General features: G+C 55.3%; 18 protein-coding genes and 4 tRNA genes. 10 read left to right on the top strand and 12 right to left on the bottom strand.

Features of this window, described 5'->3' with window-relative positions; genetic code table 11:
* Window positions 1–98: 98 nt before the first annotated feature.
* The 5 genes from ACT3RW_RS02565 to ACT3RW_RS02545 form a co-directional block, all read right to left on the bottom strand.
* Complete coding sequence (locus tag ACT3RW_RS02565) at window positions 99–941, bottom strand: aldo/keto reductase (protein WP_444612722.1); 843 nt, start codon at window positions 939–941, stop codon at window positions 99–101.
* A 68-nt stretch (window positions 942–1,009) separates the two neighbouring features.
* The gene (locus ACT3RW_RS02560; protein WP_131090403.1) at window positions 1,010–1,459 is read right to left on the bottom strand and encodes a hypothetical protein; all 450 of its coding nucleotides are present in this window, start codon (window positions 1,457–1,459) and stop codon (window positions 1,010–1,012) included.
* A 147-nt stretch (window positions 1,460–1,606) separates the two neighbouring features.
* Entirely contained in the window at window positions 1,607–1,798 is a 192-nt protein-coding gene (locus ACT3RW_RS02555; protein ID WP_444612721.1) for a YbdD/YjiX family protein, read from the bottom strand.
* Window positions 1,799–1,800: 2 nt separating this feature from the next.
* Window positions 1,801–4,044 carry a carbon starvation CstA family protein gene (locus tag ACT3RW_RS02550; RefSeq protein WP_444612720.1) on the bottom strand — a complete coding sequence of 748 codons (2,244 nt, stop codon included), beginning with the start codon at window positions 4,042–4,044 and terminating at the stop codon, window positions 1,801–1,803.
* A 101-nt stretch (window positions 4,045–4,145) separates the two neighbouring features.
* Window positions 4,146–5,123 carry an NAD(P)H-quinone oxidoreductase gene (locus tag ACT3RW_RS02545; RefSeq protein WP_444614604.1) on the bottom strand — a complete coding sequence of 326 codons (978 nt, stop codon included), beginning with the start codon at window positions 5,121–5,123 and terminating at the stop codon, window positions 4,146–4,148.
* Window positions 5,124–5,185: 62 nt separating this feature from the next.
* Between ACT3RW_RS02545 and ACT3RW_RS02540 the strand changes: the two genes are divergently transcribed.
* Window positions 5,186–5,273 (top strand) — tRNA-Ser (locus ACT3RW_RS02540).
* Between the two features lie 47 nt (window positions 5,274–5,320).
* Here ACT3RW_RS02540 and ACT3RW_RS02535 read toward each other — a convergent pair.
* Window positions 5,321–7,336, bottom strand: a complete 2,016-nt coding sequence (locus tag ACT3RW_RS02535) for an FAD/NAD(P)-binding protein (RefSeq protein WP_444612719.1) — start codon at window positions 7,334–7,336, stop codon at window positions 5,321–5,323.
* Between the two features lie 57 nt (window positions 7,337–7,393).
* Between ACT3RW_RS02535 and ACT3RW_RS02530 the strand changes: the two genes are divergently transcribed.
* Window positions 7,394–9,481: a prolyl oligopeptidase family serine peptidase gene (locus ACT3RW_RS02530; RefSeq protein ID WP_444612718.1), complete on the top strand. Its 2,088-nt coding sequence runs from the start codon at window positions 7,394–7,396 to the stop codon at window positions 9,479–9,481.
* A gap of 63 nt (window positions 9,482–9,544) precedes the next feature.
* Window positions 9,545–9,636, top strand: a tRNA-Ser gene (locus ACT3RW_RS02525).
* Window positions 9,637–9,790: 154 nt separating this feature from the next.
* Here ACT3RW_RS02525 and ACT3RW_RS02520 read toward each other — a convergent pair.
* Window positions 9,791–10,705, bottom strand: a complete 915-nt coding sequence (locus ACT3RW_RS02520; RefSeq protein ID WP_444612717.1) for a hypothetical protein — start codon at window positions 10,703–10,705, stop codon at window positions 9,791–9,793.
* 30 nt (window positions 10,706–10,735) lie between these two features.
* Entirely contained in the window at window positions 10,736–12,856 is a 2,121-nt protein-coding gene (locus ACT3RW_RS02515; RefSeq protein ID WP_444612716.1) for a RecQ family ATP-dependent DNA helicase, read from the bottom strand.
* 175 nt (window positions 12,857–13,031) lie between these two features.
* Here ACT3RW_RS02515 and ACT3RW_RS02510 point away from each other — a divergent pair, with 175 nt between their 5' ends.
* From ACT3RW_RS02510 to ACT3RW_RS02495, 4 genes are all read left to right on the top strand, one after another.
* Window positions 13,032–14,456: a phosphomannomutase/phosphoglucomutase gene (locus ACT3RW_RS02510; RefSeq protein WP_444612715.1), complete on the top strand. Its 1,425-nt coding sequence runs from the start codon at window positions 13,032–13,034 to the stop codon at window positions 14,454–14,456.
* Between the two features lie 12 nt (window positions 14,457–14,468).
* On the top strand, window positions 14,469–14,939 hold the full coding sequence (locus tag ACT3RW_RS02505) for a hypothetical protein (RefSeq protein WP_131090411.1): 471 nt from the start codon (window positions 14,469–14,471) through the stop codon (window positions 14,937–14,939).
* 77 nt (window positions 14,940–15,016) lie between these two features.
* Window positions 15,017–15,475 carry an RrF2 family transcriptional regulator gene (locus tag ACT3RW_RS02500; protein WP_262198459.1) on the top strand — a complete coding sequence of 153 codons (459 nt, stop codon included), beginning with the start codon at window positions 15,017–15,019 and terminating at the stop codon, window positions 15,473–15,475.
* A 145-nt stretch (window positions 15,476–15,620) separates the two neighbouring features.
* Complete coding sequence (locus tag ACT3RW_RS02495; RefSeq protein ID WP_444612714.1) at window positions 15,621–16,796, top strand: globin domain-containing protein; 1,176 nt, start codon at window positions 15,621–15,623, stop codon at window positions 16,794–16,796.
* A 63-nt stretch (window positions 16,797–16,859) separates the two neighbouring features.
* Here the strand turns inward: ACT3RW_RS02495 and ACT3RW_RS02490 are convergent, their stop codons facing one another.
* The 3 genes from ACT3RW_RS02490 to ACT3RW_RS02480 all read right to left on the bottom strand — a co-directional run bounded on the left by ACT3RW_RS02490 (window position 16,860) and on the right by ACT3RW_RS02480 (window position 20,471).
* Entirely contained in the window at window positions 16,860–17,942 is a 1,083-nt protein-coding gene (locus ACT3RW_RS02490; RefSeq protein ID WP_444612713.1) for an alpha/beta fold hydrolase, read from the bottom strand.
* On the bottom strand, window positions 17,939–18,466 hold the full coding sequence (locus tag ACT3RW_RS02485; RefSeq protein WP_131090415.1) for a PadR family transcriptional regulator: 528 nt from the start codon (window positions 18,464–18,466) through the stop codon (window positions 17,939–17,941). The genes ACT3RW_RS02490 and ACT3RW_RS02485 overlap by 4 nt, the downstream gene beginning before the upstream one ends.
* Before the next feature lie 175 nt (window positions 18,467–18,641).
* The gene (locus ACT3RW_RS02480) at window positions 18,642–20,471 is read right to left on the bottom strand and encodes a phosphoenolpyruvate carboxykinase (GTP) (RefSeq protein ID WP_262198466.1); all 1,830 of its coding nucleotides are present in this window, start codon (window positions 20,469–20,471) and stop codon (window positions 18,642–18,644) included.
* Window positions 20,472–20,787: 316 nt separating this feature from the next.
* Here ACT3RW_RS02480 and ACT3RW_RS02475 point away from each other — a divergent pair.
* The 3 genes from ACT3RW_RS02475 to ACT3RW_RS02465 all read left to right on the top strand — a co-directional run bounded on the left by ACT3RW_RS02475 (window position 20,788) and on the right by ACT3RW_RS02465 (window position 21,699).
* A tRNA-Arg gene (locus tag ACT3RW_RS02475) sits at window positions 20,788–20,861 on the top strand.
* A gap of 58 nt (window positions 20,862–20,919) precedes the next feature.
* Window positions 20,920–21,459, top strand: a complete 540-nt coding sequence (locus ACT3RW_RS02470; protein WP_444612712.1) for a GNAT family N-acetyltransferase — start codon at window positions 20,920–20,922, stop codon at window positions 21,457–21,459.
* Between the two features lie 166 nt (window positions 21,460–21,625).
* A tRNA-Arg gene (locus ACT3RW_RS02465) sits at window positions 21,626–21,699 on the top strand.
* A 78-nt stretch (window positions 21,700–21,777) separates the two neighbouring features.
* Here the strand turns inward: ACT3RW_RS02465 and ACT3RW_RS02460 are convergent.
* On the bottom strand, window positions 21,778–22,797 hold the full coding sequence (locus ACT3RW_RS02460) for a LacI family DNA-binding transcriptional regulator (RefSeq protein WP_444612711.1): 1,020 nt from the start codon (window positions 22,795–22,797) through the stop codon (window positions 21,778–21,780).
* Between the last annotated feature and the right edge of the window lie 14 nt (window positions 22,798–22,811).

Genomic DNA, 22,811 nt, shown 5'->3' with positions numbered 1-22,811 from the left:
GTGTTTTCTCCTCATGAGCGCTGGTTTGAGCGATGGTGTAAATGTGGTCCTTGGCTTCAGATGAAGCCAAGGACCGCATAGTTACTTAGGACTGAGCTTTACTCGAAGTCAGCGGTTGCTGGATCGGCTGCAATACGACCTTCTGCACCTCGGTCCAAGGTAGCAATTGCTTCGATATCTTCAGCGTCAAGCTTCACGTTCAAAGATTCGAAGTTCTCCACGATGCGTGAGTCAGTCACCGACTTAGGGATCACCACGTTACCCAATGCCAGGTGCCAAGCGATGACTACCTGTGCCACCGTTGCTTCGTGCTTTTTAGCGATCTCGGCAAGCAGTGGTTCCTTGAGCAGGTCTCCGCCCTGGCCCAGCGGGGACCACGACTGGTGCAGGATGCCATGCTCTGCTTCGTAGGCACGAAGTTCTGCCTGCGGGAAGTATGGGTGGGTTTCAACCTGGTTGATCACTGGGCGAACACCGGTTTCGGTGTACAGCTCTTCAAGTGCTTCCTTGGTGAAGTTGCAAACACCAATGGACTTGGCCTTGCCGTCCTTCTGAAGCTGGATCAGTGCCTTCCAAGTATCCACGTAAGTGCCACGCTTGGGCTGCAACCAGTGAATCAGGTACAGGTCTACATATTCCAAGCCAAGACGTTCCAGCGATGCGTCTGCTGCAGCGATGGTCTTGTCATATCCCTGATCTGCGTTCCAGACCTTGGTGGTGATGAAAAGTTCTTCACGAGCAATTGAGCTAGCGGCAACGGCACGGCCTACGCCGGCTTCGTTTCCGTAGATCTTCGCGGTGTCGATGTGACGGTATCCAGCTTTCAGCGCCTTGCCGACAGCAACTTCTGCTTCTTCGTCTGCAACCTGCCAAACGCCGAAGCCCAGCTGATCGATGGTGTTTCCGTCGAGGAACTTACTTGATGGTATTGATTGGGTCATGCAACCAACTTAGTTCACGAATCGACCCAAATTCTAGGATCACCGCTGAACTGATCGGTAATTCTCAATTATTCATTATTAGCGAACATTTGGGCCGCTCGGCTGACATCTTCCTTAACCAACCGTGCACGGTGTTGCACCGAGTTGATATCAATTTGCCCTCCGGCTTCGGCCTGCATTCTCATCATCGCAATGACCTGTGCGGTGGTGGCCAAATCGTTGGCCGACTTGGTGAGACTGCGGTGAACGCCTGCGGTGGCTTGCGGGATCTGCTCGTCGTCGCTCGGCGTGATTCGCTGAGCGGTAGAACAGATCTGACGAACCGTTGGCAACAGGTCGGCCATCTCATTGGCCTCTTTCACCAGCTGGTTATACACCTGGTCATCTGCAATTCCCTCGATCACTTGGAAGACCCGATCCAATGAACGCTGGAACCGGTCGTGGGCGCGACGCCAGACGCCCTCGCCAAGTTCGCGAGTGGCTGCGCGCTGCGCGCGAAGTCGTGAAAAGAACGCCATGACACTTCTCTACCAGAGATGAACAAAGATCAACGCTTCTAGCCTACCGGGAGCGGAGCACCAGCAAGCTTGTGAAAACGACATAAAACGAAACCGGCCTCGATCCATCCGCCAATGCAGATAGATCGAGGCCGGCACGCAGTGCACCTAGCAGCAACGCCCTTCAGGGTTTTTTTCTTGCCAGTCGGTGTAGTCCTTCCAGAACTCGCGCTCGTTCATTGGTTGCTGATCAGGATGATTACGTTGGTGGTACTCCAGGTAGTGCTGATATTTATCGGCACCAAGAACCCCATCAACAAATCTTTTGGCCTGTCCCAATCGCTCCAATAACGAGGCCATGACTAGTGTCCGCCGCGCTGAATTTGAGCTTCGGCCGGAACTTGCTTCCAAGCCTTCTCCAGTTCCTTCTCAGCAGGTGAAGAAATCAGACCAGCTGGTGCGTACATCTTCGATGGCACAGCGCGATCTTCGGTATTGTTTCCGCCGCCGTTGCGCTTTGCCTTGATGGTGGTGAGAACCGCAGAAACGATCACAATCGCAGTGAGCAGCAAGAACAATACCGAAAGCCATCCCTGAACTCCGGTGTTGCGTACCACTGCTTCCATGGCTTCAACAGTCTTGGCCGTTCCCAGCGAGGTTTCGCCGTTGGCCAGCGCCTCTTTGTAGGCGTTGTGGTTCGCGAAGTAGCCCACCTTGGTGTTGGTCGAGAAGATCTTCTGCCAGCTCGCAACGAAGGTGACTGCGACGGTGAAGACCAACGGAACAGCAACAACCCATAGGTACTTAAATTTGTTCTGCTTGGCGATGATCGCCATAACCACTGCCAAGGCAATGGCGGCTAGGAGCTGGTTAGCGATACCGAACAGTGGGAAGAAGGTATTGATGCCGCCCAGCGGATCGGTCACGCCGAGGATAAGGATGTATCCCCAGCCGGCCACCATGATTAGCGTGCAGATCCACACCCCGGGACGCCATGAGGTGTTCTTGAACTTAGGGAAGAAGTTACCGATGGTGTCCTGCAGCATGAAGCGCGCTACACGGGTACCAGCATCCACTGCGGTGAGGATGAACAGTGCTTCAAACATGATTGCGAAGTGATACCAGAAGCCCATCATCGCGGTGCCGCCGAACCACTGATGCATGATGTGCGCAATGCCCACTGCCAAGGTTGGAGCGCCACCGGTACGCGAAACCACGTTGGTTTCACCGACGTTGGTAGCCAGTTCGGTCAGCGTATTGGGCTGCAGGTTGACGCCGGATAGCCCCAGCGAGTTCACAAAAGCTACCGCGGTTTCCACGGTCCCACCAGTGGCAGCCACCGACGAGTTCATCGCGAAGTACACACCACGGTCAATCGAGATCGCAGCGACCAGAGCCATGATGGCAACCATGGATTCCATGAGCATGCCACCGTAGCCCAAGAAGCGGGTCTGCTTCTCCTTCTCGACGAGCTTCGGGGTGGTTCCCGAGGCGATCAATGCGTGGAAGCCAGACAAAGCACCACAGGCGATGGTGACAAACAGGAATGGGAAGATGTGTCCGCTAACCACCGGTCCGTCGGCGCGTCCGGCGTACTCGGAAAATGCTGGAACGGAGATTTCAGGGCGAACAATGATGATGGCCAGAGCCAGCAGACCAATCACACCGATTTTCATGAAGGTGGAGAGGTAGTCGCGTGGAGCCAACAGCAACCACACGGGCAACACTGCGGCGATAATACCGTAGATGATGATGGCCCAAGCAATGGTGGTGCGATCCAAGTGGAAGAATTCAGCACCCCACGGCGATTCAGCAATCCAGCGACCGGAGACGATTGCGAACATCAACAGCGCAAAGCCGATGACGGAGATTTCCAAAACCTTGCCCGGGCGGATGAAGCGCAGGTAAATACCCATGAACAGGGCAATCGGGATGGTCAGGCCCACAGAGTAAACGCCCCATGCCGATTCGCCTAGTGCATTAACCACAACCAGCGCCAAGATGGCGGTAATGATGATCATGATGGTCAAGGTGGCAATCAAGGCCGCCGTGCCACCAACTAGTCCAAGCTCTTCGCGGGCCATCTGACCCAGCGAACGTCCACCGCGACGCATCGAGAAGAACATCACCAGGTAGTCCTGCACCGCACCGGCGAGCACCACACCAACAATGATCCAGATGGTGCCTGGCAGGTAGCCCATTTGGGCTGCCAAGATCGGGCCGACCAGTGGTCCAGCACCAGCGATAGCCGCAAAGTGGTGACCAAAGAGCACTCGGCGGTCGGTTGGCACAAAGTCACGACCGTTGTTTACGGTCTCCGCGGGGGTCGCACGGAAGTCATCAGGCTTTGTAATCTTGCGCTCGATGAATTTCGAATAAAAACGGTAAGCGATCAAATAGGTAGCAACGGCTGCAAAAACAAACCAGATTGCGTTGATGGTTTCCCCGCGCGAAAACGCGAGGATTGACCAGGCGATGCCACCGACCAGTGCGATAGCGATCCAGACGGCGATCCGCAAAGGAGTCCAACGTTTTTCTTCGTGTTGGGCAACTTCGAGATCAACGCCTGCTGGGGGCAAGGTATTTTGGGCACTCAATGCGAGCATCCTCCTCAAGACTTAGCAAGTGATGTGCGTGACTGCCCTTTATCAGACCGGTCACACCGTTATGACTACTGTGTCACTTTACGCGCCTGAGGAAGTTTCGGCTAAACCTTAACGACGATTTTTCCGGTGTGCTCACCCGAGTCGAAATACTCATGTGCACTGGTCAGATCGGAGAACTCGAAGGTCTTGGAGACGTTGATAGACAGTTTGTCCGCTTCGACCAACGGCAGTACCCGTGCGACGGTCTGCTTAATGATCTGAGTCTTTTCATCCAGCGGTCGAGCGCGAAGCGTCGTGGCGATCACCCGTGCGCGCTTAGCCAGCATCATCCCCAGATTCAGTTCAGCCTTGGTACCACCCTGAAGTCCGATCACGACTACTCTGCCTCCAACGGCGAGCGCCTTGATATTACTCTCTAGGTACTTGGCGCCGATAACGTCAAGAATCAGGTCCACACCTGCCCCGTCGGTCAGTTCTTTGACCCGCTGTTCAAAATCTTCTTCGCGGTAATTGATTCCCTCATCCGCTCCAAGCTGTGCGCAGTACTCCAGCTTTTCTGCTGAGGATGCGGTAACAAAGACTCGGGCGCCGGCCGCTTTGGCCAGCTGGATGGCCATGGAACCAATGCCGCCGGCCCCGCCGTGGATCAGCAAGGTTTGGCCTTCAGCTAGACCGCCCTCGATGAAGAGGTTAGAAACTACCGTTGCGGCAACCTCGGGTAGCGCCGCTGCATCGGTGCTCGAAAGATTCTCTGGGATATTGATGAGCAGCTCGGCGGGCACGTTGACGTACTGGGCGTAGCCCCCACCGGCTAACAAAGCCGCCACGCGCGTTCCTGCGCTCCAGCCGATGACGCCCTCTCCGAGTTCCACGATCGTCCCGGAGACCTCCAGACCAGGGATGTCACTAGCCCCGGCAGGTGGCGGGTAGACGCCCTTGCGCTGTTGCACGTCGGCACGGTTCAGGCCGAATGCTTCAACCTTGATCAGCACCTCACCTGCGCCTACCTTTGGAATCGACCTTTCGGTGAGTTCGATAACCTCTGGTCCGCCACCACCGTTGTAGATATAAGCCTTCATCGATTCACTCACGGATCTCAATTCCTTTCATCGGGGGTTCATGCCGTATACTTTTTCGGGTTGGATGGTTGTCCGAGCGGCCGAAGGAGCTGGTCTTGAAAACCAGTAGGCGGTAACCCCGTCTCATGGGTTCAAATCCCATACCATCCGCGTATTGAGTGAGGCGGGCTGATCTTAGGATCAGCCCGCCTCACTGTTTAAATTCGTTCTGTCGGCAAGCCTTCTCCTACCAAGAATCCTGCCAGACGCGCTACTTCGTTGGCCACATTGGTGGCGTCTTTCAGCGTTCTAGCTGCGGGATTGTTCAGGTCTCCTGCTTGAGCAGCAATCGCTGTCCCCCACTGAGCTGAGGACAATTGCAGGCCCAGCACAAAAATACCGCGGTGAGCTAGGCCTTCGGAGTTGACCAGACGGTACGGTTCGCCAACTACGTCAAAGCCGGACCCCGGAAGGGTTTCACCTTCTGAGTTACGCCACGTGTGCACACGTCCCACATGATCGCTAAGCAATTGTTTAATCAGGGGGGTGTTGTTTTGTAACACTCTGTTGCTTGGCATCATCGCTTCGCACATGGTTCGGGCAGTATGCACTTCGGCATCAACCCACGGCGACGACGCGGTGAATTGGCCAGAAACTTCGTCAAAGGTGAATTCAGGTTCCGGGCCAACAAAGGTCACGACCCCAGCACGTGAGAGTGCTAGTAACTGTTCAATGCGTTCTAGCGGTGGGCCGGAGGCCAGCCCCTCCACCAACGGTTCAAAGTGAGCTTGGATTTCTTCAATTCTGGACTGCTCATCAACTACGCCGTTGACGATCAGTTCCTTGACCAGCATTCGTCCCGCATTCATTGTCATGATCGCGCACGACAATGGATCCTCCAGTCCTCCGGCGCTGTGCTGTGCGTTGTCAACTAGATAGTCTTGTACAGCCTTCTGGTACTCCTCGTTGGAGGCAAACCCGATCTCTTCAAAAGGCTTTGCGAGCTTCGGGACGTCCAACCACTGAATTTCGGGGAATTGCGCAATGAACTTCCGCAATTCTCCCAGCCATACTTGGCTACCTTCTCGGTGTTCGGCAGACAAGATGTTATCTACTTGTTCAATAAATCCTTCGGCCGAGAAACCCTCAGGGACTCCACAACTTTGGGCGCTCTGTTGATAGTAGGCAAAGAGCACATCTCGATGCAGGTTGGGCCAGATATGACGGGAGAACTCCAAAGTGGCCTGCGGATTGGTGGACCTCAGCTCGGCCAGATGACCGATCAAGTCCGGCACGTCAAAGAACCGTAGCTCGATTTCTTCTGGGATGAACTGATCAACTACTGGCTTACCCCAGTACGGAGTGCCACGTCTGGAAGCAACAATTAGTTCTGGTTCTCTTCCCGCGGCGACGTATCCCAACCGGTGACCTGGATCAGTGGAAACCTCACGGAAAAGCCCACCGCGCCCCAGCGTTAGCTCTGCCATGGTGTCAAAGAAATTTAACCCCAATCCGCGGATCAGCGCAGGCTGACCGGGGGCAAATTGATCAAAGTCCATATCGGCAGGAACATTAGGACCAAGGTATACAGCCCCGGATGTAGTTGCTGCTTCTTGCAGCTGCTTCTGCCATGGATTCAGGTCAGCACTTTGGTGCCCCAAAGCAAGGACAACTGCGTCAACCGCCATCATCTGCACTTCAGAACTACCAGCAGTTCTTTGGAACTCCAGCTGATATCCGCTACCTTCTGGCCTCACAGCCAAAACTTCAGCTGCCACATGTTCTACGCTGAACGACTCGTGCGCTTGAAGGGCAGCACAACTGCTGTCAAAAACGTGTTCGAGGTACTCGCCGTAGATGGCTCGTGACGGGTAAGTGCCGGCATCTATGTTCTTGATGCTCTTGGCATGCTCTTCGGTGAGTTTCCGTCCGTCACCGTGCAGTTCCACAAACTGTTGAAAGCTCAACCCAGGCTCGACTGAGGTACGTTCTGGAGCCACCGTAGGGAACGAAGCTGGGGTGTTCATCCAGAAGTTCTCGGACTGGTGCGGATTCCAGACGTGCCCTGAGCCGGGACGGAAGGGATCCAAAACCACGATCTTGAGATTGCCGTCTTTGGGCGCTAGCTTCGAGGACAGGTCAGCAAACCTTTCCACGACACTAGTACCGCGCGGACCGGCCCCGACGACAGCCAGGGTGTACTCATTCTTGGGGTTCTGCATTTTGGTGCTCACCCCTATAGGTTATTACCTTTAGGGCAGCTCACGAGCCCTAACGCATAGACTGTGCCCATGACTGACCAAGTTTCTGATGTAACCGGTACCGATCCATATTCTTGGCTTGAGGCAATCCACGACGAGACCGCGCTGAGTTGGGTGCGTGAGCAGACGGCGCGAACTGAATCTGAACTCTATGACACTTCATTCGATCAGCAGGTTCAGCAGATCAAAACGGTGCTCGACGCTCAGGACCGCATTCCCATGGTGAGCAAGCGTGGCGAGTACTATTACAACTTTTGGCGCGCTTCAGAACACCGCTTGGGCTTGTGGCGCCGCACCACTTGGCAGTCCTACCTCAGCGACGAACCACAGTGGGAAATCTTGTTGGATCTTGACGCCTTGGCGATCAGCGAAGGACAGGAATGGCACTTTGCCGGTTCCTCATTGCTGCGCCCCCAGGGCGCGGAACCTTATGAGCGCGCGCTACTGCGTCTGAGCCCCGACGGCGGCGACCAGGTACGCATTCGAGAATTCGATTTGAGCAGCAAGTCTTTTGTTGAAGACGGGTTTGATTTTCCCGTGGCCAAAACTCATGCTTCCTGGATTGACCGGGATACCTTGCTTGTTGGCTCTGCGGGCAGTGAGCAATTCACTACCCGCTCCACTTATGCCAGCACCCTGCGCCGGGTGGGCCGAGGCGTAAAAATTGAAGACGCCCCGGTGATTTTCGAGGTCAAAAAGGACCATGTTGCGGCGTTCGGCTACTTCGATTCCACACCCGGTTTTGAGCGTGTGATCACCACCGACGCCATCGACTTCTACCGTTCGCGCACCGGTTTCATCCTAGAGGGCGCACACCACGTAATTCAGGTTCCCGATGATGTTCAGGTGAGCTTGCACCGCCAGTGGGTTCTGTTCGCGCCGCAGACCGATTGGGAGCACCAAGGCCAGATCTTGGTTGCAGGTTCGTTGGCCATTGCCCGGCTAGAGACATTTCTTGAAGACGGAACCATCGACAAGGTGCTATTCGTCCCTGACGGGAGCAATGCCCTTGAAGGACTGAGCTTCACCGCGAATTACCTTTTGCTTACTGTGTTGCAAGATGTTGCGTCGCAGGTTCGAGTCATCAGCCTGACAGAGAATTTCAATGAAACGCTGATGCCCCTAGCGGACCCGATGCTCAATATTTCCGTTGGAGCCGTTGATGACGAAGATGAGACCGCCGTAGATGACTACTGGATGACCATCACCGGGTTCATCACTCCCACCACCTTGTTACGTGGGACTGTGGGCTCCCACGGCACCGTAGTGAAAAGATCGCCTGATCGTTTTGATGCAACAGGTCTGGAAGTCACACAGCACTTCGCAACGTCGGCGGACGGGACAAAGGTTCCATATTTCCAGGTAGCACCGGAAAATTTGGTTCTTGACGGGAAAAATCCTGTGCTCATGGATGGCTACGGTGGATTCCAACACAGTATGACTCCGGGTTATGCCGCAGCTATGGGCGTAGGTTGGCTTTCGCGCACGAATGAAACCGACCGCCGTGCGATCTACGTAATGACCAATATTCGAGGAGGCGGCGAATACGGTCCAACGTGGCACCGTGCGGCTCTTCGGGAAAAGCGTCACCGTGCCTATGAAGATTTTGCGGCCATCGCAGAGGACCTAGTGGCACGTGGCGTAACCAGCCGCGAGCATCTATCGGCCACAGGACGCTCCAATGGCGGATTGCTGATGGGCAACATGATTGCTGGCTACCCGCAACTATTTGGTGCTATTTCTTGCGGTGTACCGCTTTTGGATATGAAGCGTTACACACAGCTGGCAGCGGGTCATTCATGGATCGCTGAATATGGCGATCCAGAGAAACCCGAGGATTGGGAGTTCTTACGTACTTTCTCCCCGGTGCATCGACTCAGTGACCAACCACATCCGGTTGATGACTATCCAGCGACTTTGATTTGGACCACAACTTCTGATGACCGGGTCGGCCCCTCGCAGGCGCGCATCATGGCCGCCAAGATGATGGACCTAGGCATCAAAAATGTGCGGTATCACGAGCCTGAAGGCGGTGGCCATGCAGGTTCGACGGACAATGAATCAACGGCGAAAATGCTCGCCACAAGTTACGAATTCCTGTGGCGAAAAGTGCATTAGCTCTCTCGTTTTGGAACACTCGCCTATCTTCAGGTAGGCTAGATTCTGCTGGAAACAGCGGATGGACACGTGCCAGAGCGGCCGAATGGACTTCACTGCTAATGAAGGGTCGGGCTAAAACTCGACCGGGGGTTCAAATCCCCCCGTGTCCGCCATAAAACCCCTACTTAGGTAGGGGTTTTTTGTTTCTGCAGGGCATCGCGATACGCGCCTGCACCAACAATTACTTGATACCAAAAAGGACGCCTCCGAGCATCATGCTCAGAGGCGTCCTTTGAGGGTTAACGGCTTCGGCCGCCAGTGCCTAAATCAGTCATTGCGCTTCACGAAGGTCTGCAGCATGTTCTGCACAATATCCTTAGGTAGCGAGGTATGACGGACGATAATTTCTGACATGCGATCAAGGTCCGTATCGGCAATGGCTTCAAATAAGGCTTCACGGTCAGCTTCAGGCAGTTCCGCCGCGTCAAAGTGAACGGGACCGTCTGGGCCCTGTCCTTCGAATTTGAAATCAGCAACATTGCCGTTGGCACTGGCACCGGACATTGGCGAGGTCGCTATCATCCGCTCCAAGTCATCAACTGGCAAACCGGTGTAGCCGTGCAAAATCTTTGCCGCTTCTTCAAAGTTTGAATCGCGGAGCATGGAGAAGAGCTGATCATACTCATTGGGCGGAAGCTGTTCGCTGGAGAATTCACGGCTTTCGCCGTCAAATTCGAAGGCCATTTTGAAGTGAGTCGCACTTGGCTCGTTTTCGGAACCGAACTGTTCACTCCAATCGCTAGGTACAACCCAGGTATCAGCGTCCGAACCTAGTGTGGCCTCTTGCTCATTACCGCTAGCAGCTTCTCGGTCTTCCCGTTCAACCTGAGCTTCCAGCTTGTCGCTCAAGGCCTGAATTTCAGCGTCGTCCGATGGTAGCTCCTTAGCAGGGGCAACCTGAGGGTATTTATCGAGGCTGCGAACCGCGATGACGCAGTCTTTCACCGATTCACCGGTAGCCGCGCGATAGTTTTGCACGGCCCCCCTCACGTCGCCTTTAGCAAGATTGCGGTAGACGGAATTGCGGGCAGAATCATCTAGTTTCGCGTTGGCAGCTTCAGCCACTTCACGGGAGATAGCTTGCGCAACCTGCGCAGAGTTTTTCTTCCGTAATGCCTGCAGACCGAAGTAACCCAAGGCAATCACTGCGATGATGACAACGAGCCAGATGATAATTTCCATACCTCCAGACTACTTCTTTTAACTGTGCAATTACCCGGCTACGCCCAAAGTGAAAGGCAGGACACCCGGCGCGCCAGCAATTCGTAAAGCCCGCCCAGCCATAGCGATCGACCAGCGCGAATCAACAAGATCATCCACGAGCAAAACCGGACCCGGCGCACCCGAAACCAATTGTTCCAACGCAGCTGGAAGTTCAAAGGCATCTGCCACCGCAGCAACGCGGAATGCCGAGTTACCTCCGGAGCCATTTTGTGGGCCGGAGCCGCGGTACTCAAGCTGACCTAGATAGCGCAACCGGCCAACCTCTGCAAGGTTCTGAGCCAACGAGGTAATGAGTTGTGGCCGCTTATCTGACGGCATGGCAACCACACCAACGGGCCGTTCTTCCCAATTCCATTCGGCTAGTACCTTGATGCAGGCATCCAACATTGGCTTATCAATGGGATTATCGGTGGGGTCGGCAAATAGTTGACGCAGTCGATTGCCCCACCCGAGGTCGGTAAGACGAGCCAATGCCCGTCCATTGGAGATCTGCTCATCAACCGGAATTTTTCCCTTGAGCGTGTATCCCAAGCGGTCCAAACCCGATGGGTAGAGCTTACGTGGTTCAATCGGGATTCCCACGCGGCCCAGCGCCGCTTGGGCGCTGTCCTTAGAGTCTTCAGGAATATGATCGTCAAACCAGACACCGGCACAGTTATCGCAGCGTCCACACGGCACCGAACGCGGATCATCCAAGGCTTCGGTCAAGAATTGCATGCGGCACCCACGAGTATTTTCGTAGGTGACCATCAGCGTTTGTTCGTGCACCCGGCTCTGGGCCACACGCTTGTATCGTTCCGCGTCGTAGCTCCACGGCATGTCGGTGCGCATCCATCCGCCTGCAACACGTTCCACCGCGCCATCAACTGCTAGTACCTTGAGCAACAGCTCCAGAGGAGAACGGCGCAGATTCACTGCGCTTTCCAACGCCGGCACGCTCATCGCCCCGTCGGTGCCTGCTAGCGCTTCTAGTACTTGGGTGGCACGGACTTGGTCCGGCATGGAACTGGTCGCAAAGTACTCCCAGATCTCCGAGTCATCTGGGCCAGGAAGCAATAGAACATCCGCATTCACACTGCCACGACCGGCACGACCCACCTGCTGGTAGTAGGCCACCGGAGAGCTGGGTGCGCCAATGTGCAGCACAAATCCGAGGTCTGGCTTGTCAAAGCCCATACCAAGGGCGCTAGTTGCGATCAGCGCCTTAACCTCATTGTTTTTTAGTGCTTGTTCTAGCCGTTCGCGTTCCTCTAGGTCGGTGCGCCCGGTATAGGCCGCGACTTCATGACCAGCTTCGCGCAACAGCCGAGCAATATCTTCGGCTGCAGAAACGGTCAGCGTGTAGATGATGCCTGAGCCGTTAAAATCATTGATATGGCTGAGCAACCAGGCCAATTGCATCCGTGGAGAAGGCAATCTCAGTACGCCAAGTCGAAGTGAATCTCGCGCAAGGGTGCCACGCAAGGTGAAAACTTGCTCGGTCCCGCCGGCCAGTTGTTCAGCCACATCTTCTACGACGCGACTGTTGGCAGTTGCGGTAGTGGCAAGAACAGGAAGGCCCTTAGGCAACTTGGCAATCAAGTCTCGGATACGCCGATAGTCGGGACGGAAATCATGGCCCCAGTCTGAGATGCAGTGGGCTTCGTCAATAACCAGCAGACCTAGTCGTTGCATCAGCATTGGTAGCTGTTGCTCGCGGAATGATGGATTATTCAGGCGTTCTGGCGACACCAGCAGCACATCAAGTTCGTTGCGTTGCAGCTTTTCAAGAATCTCGCGCCATTCGAGCACGTTGGCTGAGTTGATGGCGGCGGCCCGTACCCCTGCACGCTCGGCCGCGGCCACCTGATCACGCATGAGAGCCAGCAATGGAGACACGATCAAGGTGGGCCCATAACCCTGCTCACGCAAAAGGAGTGATGCGATGAAGTAGACCGCTGACTTTCCCCAACCGGTGCGCTGTACAACCAGGGCACGACGACGTTCGGCCACCAAAGCTTCGATTGCTTCATACTGGCCGTCGTGGAATTGTGCCTCGGGGTTTTGCACCAGAGCGCGCAGTTTCTGCAGAGCCAGGGTTTTCAGATCCACTTGCATTGAGCCATCCATGACTTCAGTATTTCAGTTTCCTCCCCTGAATTAGGATCCAGACGTGGCGATTTGTGCACTAACAACGTTTTGGACAGCATCCAGAGCCCGTTTTAGCGGAAGTGTTAGGCATTTCCCATCCACAATCGCCCCATTCTCGCTGATTTGAATCAGTCAAACCGGTAGGCTGAATGATGTGAGTGAAGAAATTGATCTTAATCAGAGCTTTAAGGCCTACGACGTCCGCGGCGTAGTCGGCGAAAGCCTGAACGCCGAAGCAATCGAAGCTATTGGCGCGGCCTTTGTTGATGTCTTGTCCCTGTCGGGCAAGGACGTATTGGTGGGTGGCGACATGCGCCCATCCTCTGCAGAATTTGCCCAGGCGTTCGCCCGTGGTGCTACCTACCGTGGCGCTAATGTCATCATGCTCGGCTTGATCTCCACCGACGAGCTGTACTTCGCTTCGGGCAAGCTTGATGCTGCTGGCGTGGTGTTTACCGCCAGCCACAACCCGGCCCAGTACAACGGCATCAAGATGTCCACTTCTGGTGCTCGTCCGATCTCTTCGGCCACGGGCCTGTTTGATATCCGCGACGTGGCACAGCAGTACCTGAACGAGGGACTGCCGGTTTCCGGCGATACCCCGCAGGGAAGCATCACCGAACGCGACGTCTTGGCTGATTACGCGGCATACCTGCGTGAACTGGTTGATATCTCATCCATCCGCCCGCTGAAGATCGTGGTGGATGCAGGCAACGGCATGGGCGGCATGACCACCCCTGCAGTACTTGGCGACACCGTACTTTCAGCACTACCGCTTAATATCGTTCCCTTGTACTTTGAGCTGGATGGCGCCTTCCCTAATCACCCAGCCAACCCACTGGAACCAGAAAATCTCAAGGACCTTCAGGCTGCGGTGCTCGAGCACGGCGCCGACATGGGCCTAGCCTTCGACGGCGACGCGGACCGTTGCTTTGTTATCGACGAGCGCGGCCTTCCGCTGTCCCCTTCGGCAATCACCGCCTTGGTTGCTGTTCGCGAAATCGCTCGCGTTCAGGCAGCTGGCGAAGAGAACCCCGTGATCATCCACAACCTGATCACCTCCAAAGCAGTGCCTGAATTTGTCACCAAGTCCGGTGGCACCCCGGTGATGACCCGTGTGGGCCACTCCTTCATCAAAGCTGAGATGGCAAGTCAGGGCGCGGTATTTGGTGGCGAGCACTCGGCGCACTACTACTTCCGCGACTTCTACAACGCTGACACCGGCATGCTGGCAGCCATGCACGTTTTGGCAGCCCTCGGTGAGCAGGATCTGCCACTGTCGGAACTCGGCGCCGAATACGAACCCTACGTTGCTACCGGAGAAATCAACTCCGAGGTAGAAGACAAACAAGGCGCTACCGCTCGAGTTCTGGCCCACTTTGACGGGGAACCTGTTGATGTGATGACCATGGATGGCACTACCATTTCGGCAAAGGACGGCAGCTGGTGGATCAACCTTCGCCCGTCCAACACCGAGCCGTTCCTACGTTTTAACGGTGAAGGCCGCACCGCAGAAATCATTGAGCCCCTCCGCGATACCGTCTTGGCGATCGTGCGCGGAGAGAACGTCACTAACTAGCAAGGGGAAGACATGAATCTCGAATCATTGGATGAGGGCGTCAAAGACGCACTGAATAAAGTCTTGGGCACCGCGCTAGGCGTGGCTCGCGAGCAGCTCGAAGAGCAGGGCGTTTTCCTTCCCTTCGCGATCGCGCTGGAACCAAAAGACGATGAAAGCGAGCCAGAGCTACGTCTGATCGCAGTACCACCAACGGATGATCCAGAAGATCCGGATGCTGACATCGATACCGAAGCCATGGCTGCTGAACTGGTTGAGGTTTTGAACCAGCAGGGCACCCACTTTGATGCCATCGCTATCGCTTCTGATGTTCTACTTCAGGAAAACGACCGCGACGCCATCCACATCGTTGCCGAGCACCGCGTGGGCGCTGCCCTCGCTATCGTTCAGCCATACACGATGCCAGCTGAGCCAGGTGGCGAGTGGATTTTCGATGAGCCTGCTGCCGAATCGGCCGAGGCCATCTGGGCCAACGCGCAGTAGATCTCACTTGGTGATTTCGGGGTCAGCATAGTGACTATGCTGACCCCGAAATGCTTTTCCCACGTAAAGTATGAATTATGAAACTCAGTGCCTTCACCGACGTGTGCTTGCGAACCATTATGGTTTTGGCAACGCCGGGCACCGGGCAATTGACCAGCCGTGAGATTGCCGATTCCGTCGGGGTTCCCTACAACCACGTTGCCAAGGCCGTCCTGGAACTGCGCACGCTGGGAATTCTGCAGGTCGCTCGCGGCCGCAACGGTGGCGCGACATTGAGCAGCCAAGCGCTGAGCTTTTCCCTCGGCGGGCTGTTGCGCAAATTGGACAAGCGCACCGATATTGTGGATTGCTCCGATCATGACGCCCAAACCAATTGTCCGCTCTCGGGCGACTGCCGTTTGCGGGCCGTCTTCCGGCAGGCTCGTGAAGTTTTCTACGCTTCGCTGGATCCAGTGACCATTCAGGACATCTGCCCGACATCATCCGCGATGCCGATCAAGGCGCTTCCCTTCCCGACGGTGCGCAATCTTTCCTGATTCCCCTTCGACCCGGGTGTAGCATCGCCCACTGATGTTACGTATTCCAGCTGGTGAATTTGCAATCCTTTTCTACTGGGCGTAGAAATGGATCATAAATCTTGTATTTCAAATACAAGTTATCGACAACTCCCAAGGAGACCCGATGCTGTCCACCAAGTCCTTCCCGGTCATTGAAGCCACGCTGCCCATCATCGCAGAGCGCATTTCAAGCATTACCCCGAACTTCTACAACCGCTTGTTCGCCGCGCACCCGGAATTGCTCGACGGAATCTTCTCCCGCTCGAACCAGAAGAACGGTACCCAGCAGCAGGCACTGGCCGGATCCATCGCAGTCTTCGCAACGTACTTGGTCAAGCACCCGGGCACCACCCCGGAAACCATGCTCGCCCGCGTAGCCCACAAACACGCTTCCCTCGGTGTCACCGAGGATCAGTACCCCATCGTCTACAAGCATCTCTTTGACGCCATTGCCGAAGACCTGGGCGATGCGCTGACTCAGGAGATCGCCGATGCCTGGACCGAGGTCTACTGGCTGATGGCCCACGCGCTGATCAAGATCGAGAATGGCTTGTACGCACAGCAGGCCAACGCCGAGATCTACACCCCGTGGAAGCTTGTCGAGCGTACCAAAACCGGCGTTGATTCGGTCTGCTTCAGCTTCGAGCCAGCTGACGAAACCCCAGCCACCACCGCCAAACCTGGCCAGTTCGTTTCGGTCCGCATGCCAATGGCCGACGGTCTCCGCCAGGTTCGCCAGTACACTTTGAGCAACGACATCGAGCGGACCAATCGTCGCACCGTCACCGTCAAGTTGGATATGAACGGCGAGTTCTCCCCTGTGATCCACAATGACCTGAAGCTCGGCGACGTGGTCGAGCTATCAAATCCGTATGGCGACCTGGTCATCGATAACGAAGGCTCGCCATTGGTGATCGCCACCGCTGGGATTGGATGTACCCCGAGCGCAGCCGCATTGCAGATATTGGCTGCACGTGGCTCCACCCGCAAGGTCACCGTGTTGCATGCCGACCAGGAAGTCACCGCCTGGCCATTGCGTGAGCAGATGCTCGAATCCATCGGCAAGTTACCAGAAGCCACCATCAGCACCTGGTTCGAACGTGGCGAATTGCCAGAGGACCTGAACGCCCAGTCCGGCTATATGAACCTCACTGGCGCACTGACCGAGAATGCCCAGGTCTACCTGTGCGGCCCGTTGCCGTTCATGAACGCAGTGCGCAACCAGGCGCTTGAAGCTGGCATCCCCGCCGAACGTATCCACTATGAAGTCTTCGGCCCGGATGTATGGCTCGCCGCCTAGCCTGTGAGTTGCAGAGCGGTGCTGCAGGTGAATCCAGCGAATTCACCTGCAGCACTTTTGTTTCTATTTTCCGGTATCCGCAGCATCTTCCGGCGTATCGCCCCGTTGCGGTCCCTTCTTCTTAAGATCGAACTTCTTCGAGTCCAGCTTTCGCGGATTGCTTTTCCCGGTGAACCTGCCAAGTTTCTTCTGTCCGTCCTCTTGAAGTGGCGGCGTCGATTCTCCGGTTTCTTGGCTCTGATTCACCGGCACTTCAGCGGCCTGTTCCGCTGGTGTTGATTTGGTGTTCCTTGCCGGCTTGGTGGCCTGCGGGTCCAGCAGAATCTGGTGCAGTCCCCCATCGGTGATCCAACGGCGCAGTACCGAGTTGAACAGGATGGGATTCTCAATGTTCCACTGGTGATGCATTCCCGGTACCACCCGAGTGATGGCTTGTGGAAGCTCTTCACGCAAGGCAATAAAGGATTTCTGCACCAATTTTGGCTCCTTGGAACCGACCAGCGCCAAGACTGGACCCCGGTAAGCTCCGAGGCTTTTAGGCAGTCCCCCGGGATCCAAGTCATTCATGATGGCACGCATATTTTCAGCTTTGAGTTTCACACCATGCTCGGCAAAAAGCTCGCGTTCGTCATCCACCATGCCATAGGCGCCGGCTTGGAAGCGCCAGTACCATTCACTGCCGATCAGCTTCAGCTGCATCCGGTGGAAGGTACGTGCCGCGGTACTTGCACCGGTCACCGGCGTACCGGTGATCACTACCGAGTCCACCAGCTCCGGGTGCCGCGCAGCTACATGCAAGGCGATCACTCCACCGAGCGAAATTCCGACCAGGTGCACTCCACCTTCTGAAACCTCGTCAGCAATCAGCGCGGCCACGTCATCAGCCGCTGATTCCAGGCCTTCCCAGGTCTCTTCAAACCGCGCACCGAAGGCTGGAAGGTGCAGGGTGAGGACATTAAAGTCGCCAAAGGCCAAGACCTGCGGATCCCAGCTCCAGTTACCCACGTTGCCACCATGAAGGAAGACGATGGTCTGCGGATGGCGTTGGTTTTGCCCGGCACGTCCAGGGTGGACCTCAGGATAATCCGTGGCATCACGCAAAGCGCCCTGCGCAGGCTTTGATGCAGAATCTTTGGCAGAAGTCATGGCAAGTACTCCAATACCGCGTCGAGCCATTCCAGCTGCGCGGCTTGTTGTCGGATTGCATTATCGAGGGTTGCGGCCATGAGGAAGCTTCGTCGGTCAGCAGCAGCTCGCATGTCGATCCCCTCGCGCTGGGAGAGGTAATCGTCGAGAATGAATTGGGTTGCTTCACGACGTTTTACAAGCAACTTTTCGATGTCTTCGCGCTCGAGCTCCGCAGCGAAAAATACCTGCCCCATAAAAGGGTCGCGTTCTGGGGATTCAACCGGGCCGTCCGAAAGCCACAGGGTCAGTACTTCGCGACCAGCTTCGGTGATGTGGTGCTCTTGGCGGTCAGGGTAATTGCTTTGAGGCACCGTACGCACAGTGGCGTAGCCCTTATCAACCAGCTGCGCCAAGGTGCGATAAATCTGCGCCTTATCTGCATTCCAGAAGTGGTTAATAGAGGAGTCAAAGTGCTTTTTGAGCTCATAACCAGTCATCGGCGACAAGCATAGGAGCCCAAGGATTAAACGTGCCAAAACCATAGAGTTATCTTTTCACAGTTAGTTGATTTTGCACCCACTTTTGCACGGCGTGGGAAAACTGTGCCCGGATTGTGACAATTGCTTGGCGCGCACCTTCGGCGCTTAAACGACCATGCTCCTGGTTACTGGATTTTCAGTAACCAGGAGCAAGGTCGATGTTGATCTATTCGAGAACTTATGCGCTCAGGCGTTCCTTCAGACCGTCAAGCTCTGCACGCAGTGAAGCTGGCAGTGCATCGCCGAAGTTGGCGTACCATTCTTCGATGCCCTCAACTTCGGCGGCCCATTCGTCCTTGTTGACGGCCACAGCGGCTTCAACTTCAGCCGGAGTGAAGCCTTTCAGGCCGGTCAGGTCGATGGATTCACCGGTTGGCACGTTACCAATGATGGTTTCCTTGGCATCCGCGGTGCCTTCGATGCGCTCGATAGCCCACTTGAGCACACGCGAGTTGTCACCGAAACCTGGCCATGCGAAGCCACCTTCAGCGTTGCGACGGAACCAGTTCACCAAGAAGATCTTTGGCATCTGCTCAGGGTTGAGCTTGGCCGAGATGCTGTCCCAGTGGTTCAGGTAGTCACCTGCGTTGTAGCCGATGAATGGCAACATCGCCATTGGATCGCGACGAATCACTCCGGTAGCACCGGAAGCAGCTGCAGTGGTCTCCGAGGACAGGGTGGAACCCATGAAGATACCGTTGGTCCAGCTGCGCGCTTCGGTCACCAATGGAATGGTGGTCTTACGACGACCGCCGAACAAGATGGCATCAATCTTCACGCCGTCTGGCGAGTAGTAGTCTTCGGAAAGCATGTCGACCTGCGAGATCGGGGTGCAGAAACGCGAGTTAGGGTGCGCTGCTGGACGACCGGACTCCGGAGTCCAGTCATTGCCCAACCAGTCGGTCAGGTGTGCCGGGGTCTCGTCAGTCATGCCTTCCCACCACACGCCACCTTCGTCGGTCAGCGCAACGTTGGTGAAAATGTTGTTGCCCTTGGCGATGGCACGCATAGCATTCGGGTTGGTGGACCAACCGGTACCTGGAGCCACACCGAACAAACCGTACTCTGGGTTCACTCCGCGTAGTTCGCCTTGTTTGCCGATGCGCATCCAGTTGATGTCATCGCCCAAGGTTTCAGCCTTCCAACCTTCGATGGTTGGATCCAGCAAAGCCAGGTTGGTCTTACCGCAAGCCGATGGGAATGCAGCAGCGACGTGGTAGGCCTTGTTCTGTGGGCTGGTCAGCTTGAGAATCAGCATGTGCTCAGCGAGCCAGCCTTCATCACGAGCCATGGCGGAGGCGATACGCAGGGAGTAGCACTTCTTGCCCAGTAGTGCGTTGCCACCGTAGCCCGAACCGTAGGACATGATGGAGCGCTCTTCAGGGAAGTGAACAATCCACTTGTCCTCGTTGCAAGGCCATGCTACGTCTTCTTCGCCTGGCTTCAGCGGTGCACCTACAGAGTGCAGCGCTGGAACGAAGAATGCGTTTTCTGCTTCCATCTTGCGCAGTACTTCATCGCCAATCTTGGCCATGATGCGCATTGAGGTAACAACGTAGGCCGAGTCGGTGATTTCTACGCCGTAGGCAGGGTTTTCAGCGTTCAGCGGTCCCATGACAAAAGGAATGACGTACATGGTGCGTCCGCGCATCGAACCGTCAAATAGGCCGTTGAGCATGGACTTCATCTTCTCTGGGTCTTCCCAGTTATTGGTGAAGCCGGCGTCTTCCTTCTTCTTCGAGCAGATGAAGGTGCGCTCTTCTACACGCGCTACGTCCTTGGGGTCCGAAAAACCAGCGTAAGAATTAGGGAAGTTTGGATCGGTCAGCTTAACCAAGGTTCCGGCCTCAACGAGTTCAGCACTCAGTCGTTCGGCTTCTGCTGCTGAACCATCTACCCAATAAACACGATCCGGCTTCGTCAAGGCGGCCACTTCTTCGACCCAGCTTGCCAACTCCTTGTGCGAAGTTGCTGCGTCGATTACGGTCTGATCCGAGCTCGTGCTCATTATGTGTTCCCTCCATTGGACTCAACTAGCAATAAATCAAGGCTAGGGTGAACGCTGAGAGCTCACGGTGTGATCGAGACCGCAACAAAGCGTGGGCAGGAAACGCAAAACTTGAAAAATCCCGAGATTCCGGGGAACTTGAAAGTGGAAAACACGAAAAGATGTGATGAAGGTCACGTAGACCGGTACCCTTTTGCTTGCTTCACATAACCGTCTGTTCACCTGAACGCGGTAGCTTTGCCCGCCGATTTGTACATGCTCAAATCCACCTGTATAGTAATTCGAGGTTCGTGAGAACGAGCCAACAACAGAATATGCGCCCATAGCTCAGCTGGATAGAGCGTCTGTCTACGGAACAGAAGGTCAGGGGTTCGAATCCCTTTGGGCGCACAAATTGAAATTCCCACTCAAACGAGTGGGAATTTTTTTGTATCCCAAGGAGAAGTTGATGCCCACATTGACCCTCGACTCACGCACGATCCTTCGTTTGCTCGAAGTTTCGGACGCCGCCCAGCTCGCAGAAGCCTATGTGCGCAACCGCGAACACTTGCGCCCCTGGGATCCGGAACGCGAAGATGCTTTTTTCACGCAGGCCTGGCATGCAGAAAATATTTCTCAAACTCTCGCGGCCAATGAACACGGTCTGGCGTATCCATACGGGCTGTTTCGCGACCAGCAACTGATTGGTCGCTTTAATATCGTGTCTGTTGTTCGAGGGCCATTCCAAAGTGCCAGCCTGGGCTACTGGGTTGACCATCGTTTCACCGGGCAGGCACTGGCCTCGCGCGCAGTGGCCGCACTGCGCATTGAAGCCGCGGAGAACATTGGATTGCATCGCCTGGGAGCCAGCACTCTTTTGCACAACTTTGCTTCGCAGAAAGTGTTGCTGAACAACGGCTTCGCCCAGATCGGGATGGCACCAAACTACCTGAAAATTGCAGGGCGATGGCAAGACCATAATCTCTATCAAACGATCCTTCACAGCTAGTTTCAAACCCGGCCACGCAGCATTGATCTAAGCCATCTCTATACGCTTCAATGCCCTCACGACCAGACATCTTGTGAATCACGGCACTTTTGGCCGATTTGGTTTTTGCTCTGCTGAATTCTCGTGTAAAGTTATTCAAGTCGTCACGACGACAACAATAAAATATGCGCCCATAGCTCAGCTGGATAGAGCGTCTGTCTACGGAACAGAAGGTCAGGGGTTCGAATCCCTTTGGGCGCACAAATTGAAATTCCCACTCAATCGAGTGGGAATTTTTTTGTCTTTCCTTCAACTTCTGTCACCGCCTTGGCGTCGCAATTAATGCGATTGCCTCAGCACCAGCTTGGTATCCATGATGCTCCACGCCGGAACCTTCTCGCCTTGAATCCTTTTGATCAGCAGTTCGGCCATAATCTCCCCCTGCCGTTCAGGGAATTGAGCAATAGTCGTGAGCGGCGGGTTTGAACTGCGCGAAAATGAATCATCATCCACCGTCGTCACGGAGATATCCTTCGGCACATTAATGCCTGCTTCATGCAACGCCTGCAAAGCGCCAAAACCCATCTGCGCACTGGCCGTAAACAAGCCATCAATCGAAACCTGGGACGCAAGTAGCTGTTCCATGATGTGGTGACCACTTGCCGGAGTGAAGTCACCAATTTCGATAGCCACAGGTTCAAGGCCTGCAGCCTCAACTCCCTGCTTGAACCCGACCAACCGGTCAAGGCCCGCACCCATATCCTGTGGTCCGGCGATCATTGCTAATTTGGTTCTCCCCTGAGCGATGATCACCTCAGTTGCCCGACGAGCGGCGGCAATATTGTCGATATCAACCACGTAGATCTCGTTTTGATCTGTGCTCATGGTGCGCCCGCCATAGACCATTGGCAATTTGGAAGCTAGGTCTGCATAGGAACGGTCATCCGCGTGATGCGAAAGAACCAGGGCGCCGTCGACATTTCCACCCTGCAAGTATCGGGTCGTTTTGGCTGGATCAGATTCGGTAGAGAGCAGCAAGGTGAGCATAAATTCGGTGCCGGCCACATATTGAGCGACACCTTGGACGACCTTGGCAAAGTACGGGTCCGCAAAAAACTTCGCTGTATTTTCGGGCACCACCAACGCAATGGAGTTGGTTCTGCCCTGCGCTAGTGAGCGGGCAGCCCGATTGGGCACATAGTTCAGCTCTTGGATCGCTTGATCCACAGCCTTTTTGGCGTCAGCCTTAACCCGATCCGAACCGTTGACCACCCGTGAAACCGTAGCTCGCGAGACGCCAGCGCGTTCAGCCACCATTTCCAGTGTTGCTTGCGGTCTGCGCGATTCGTTCATGCTCATTATCTTGTGCCTAG

The sequence above is a fragment of the Glutamicibacter sp. AOP5-A2-18 genome (assembly GCF_052446055.1).
Lineage (GTDB): Bacteria > Actinomycetota > Actinomycetes > Actinomycetales > Micrococcaceae > Glutamicibacter.
Note: the sequence above shows the minus strand (reverse complement) of the source record. Positions and strands in the feature narration are given on the sequence as shown.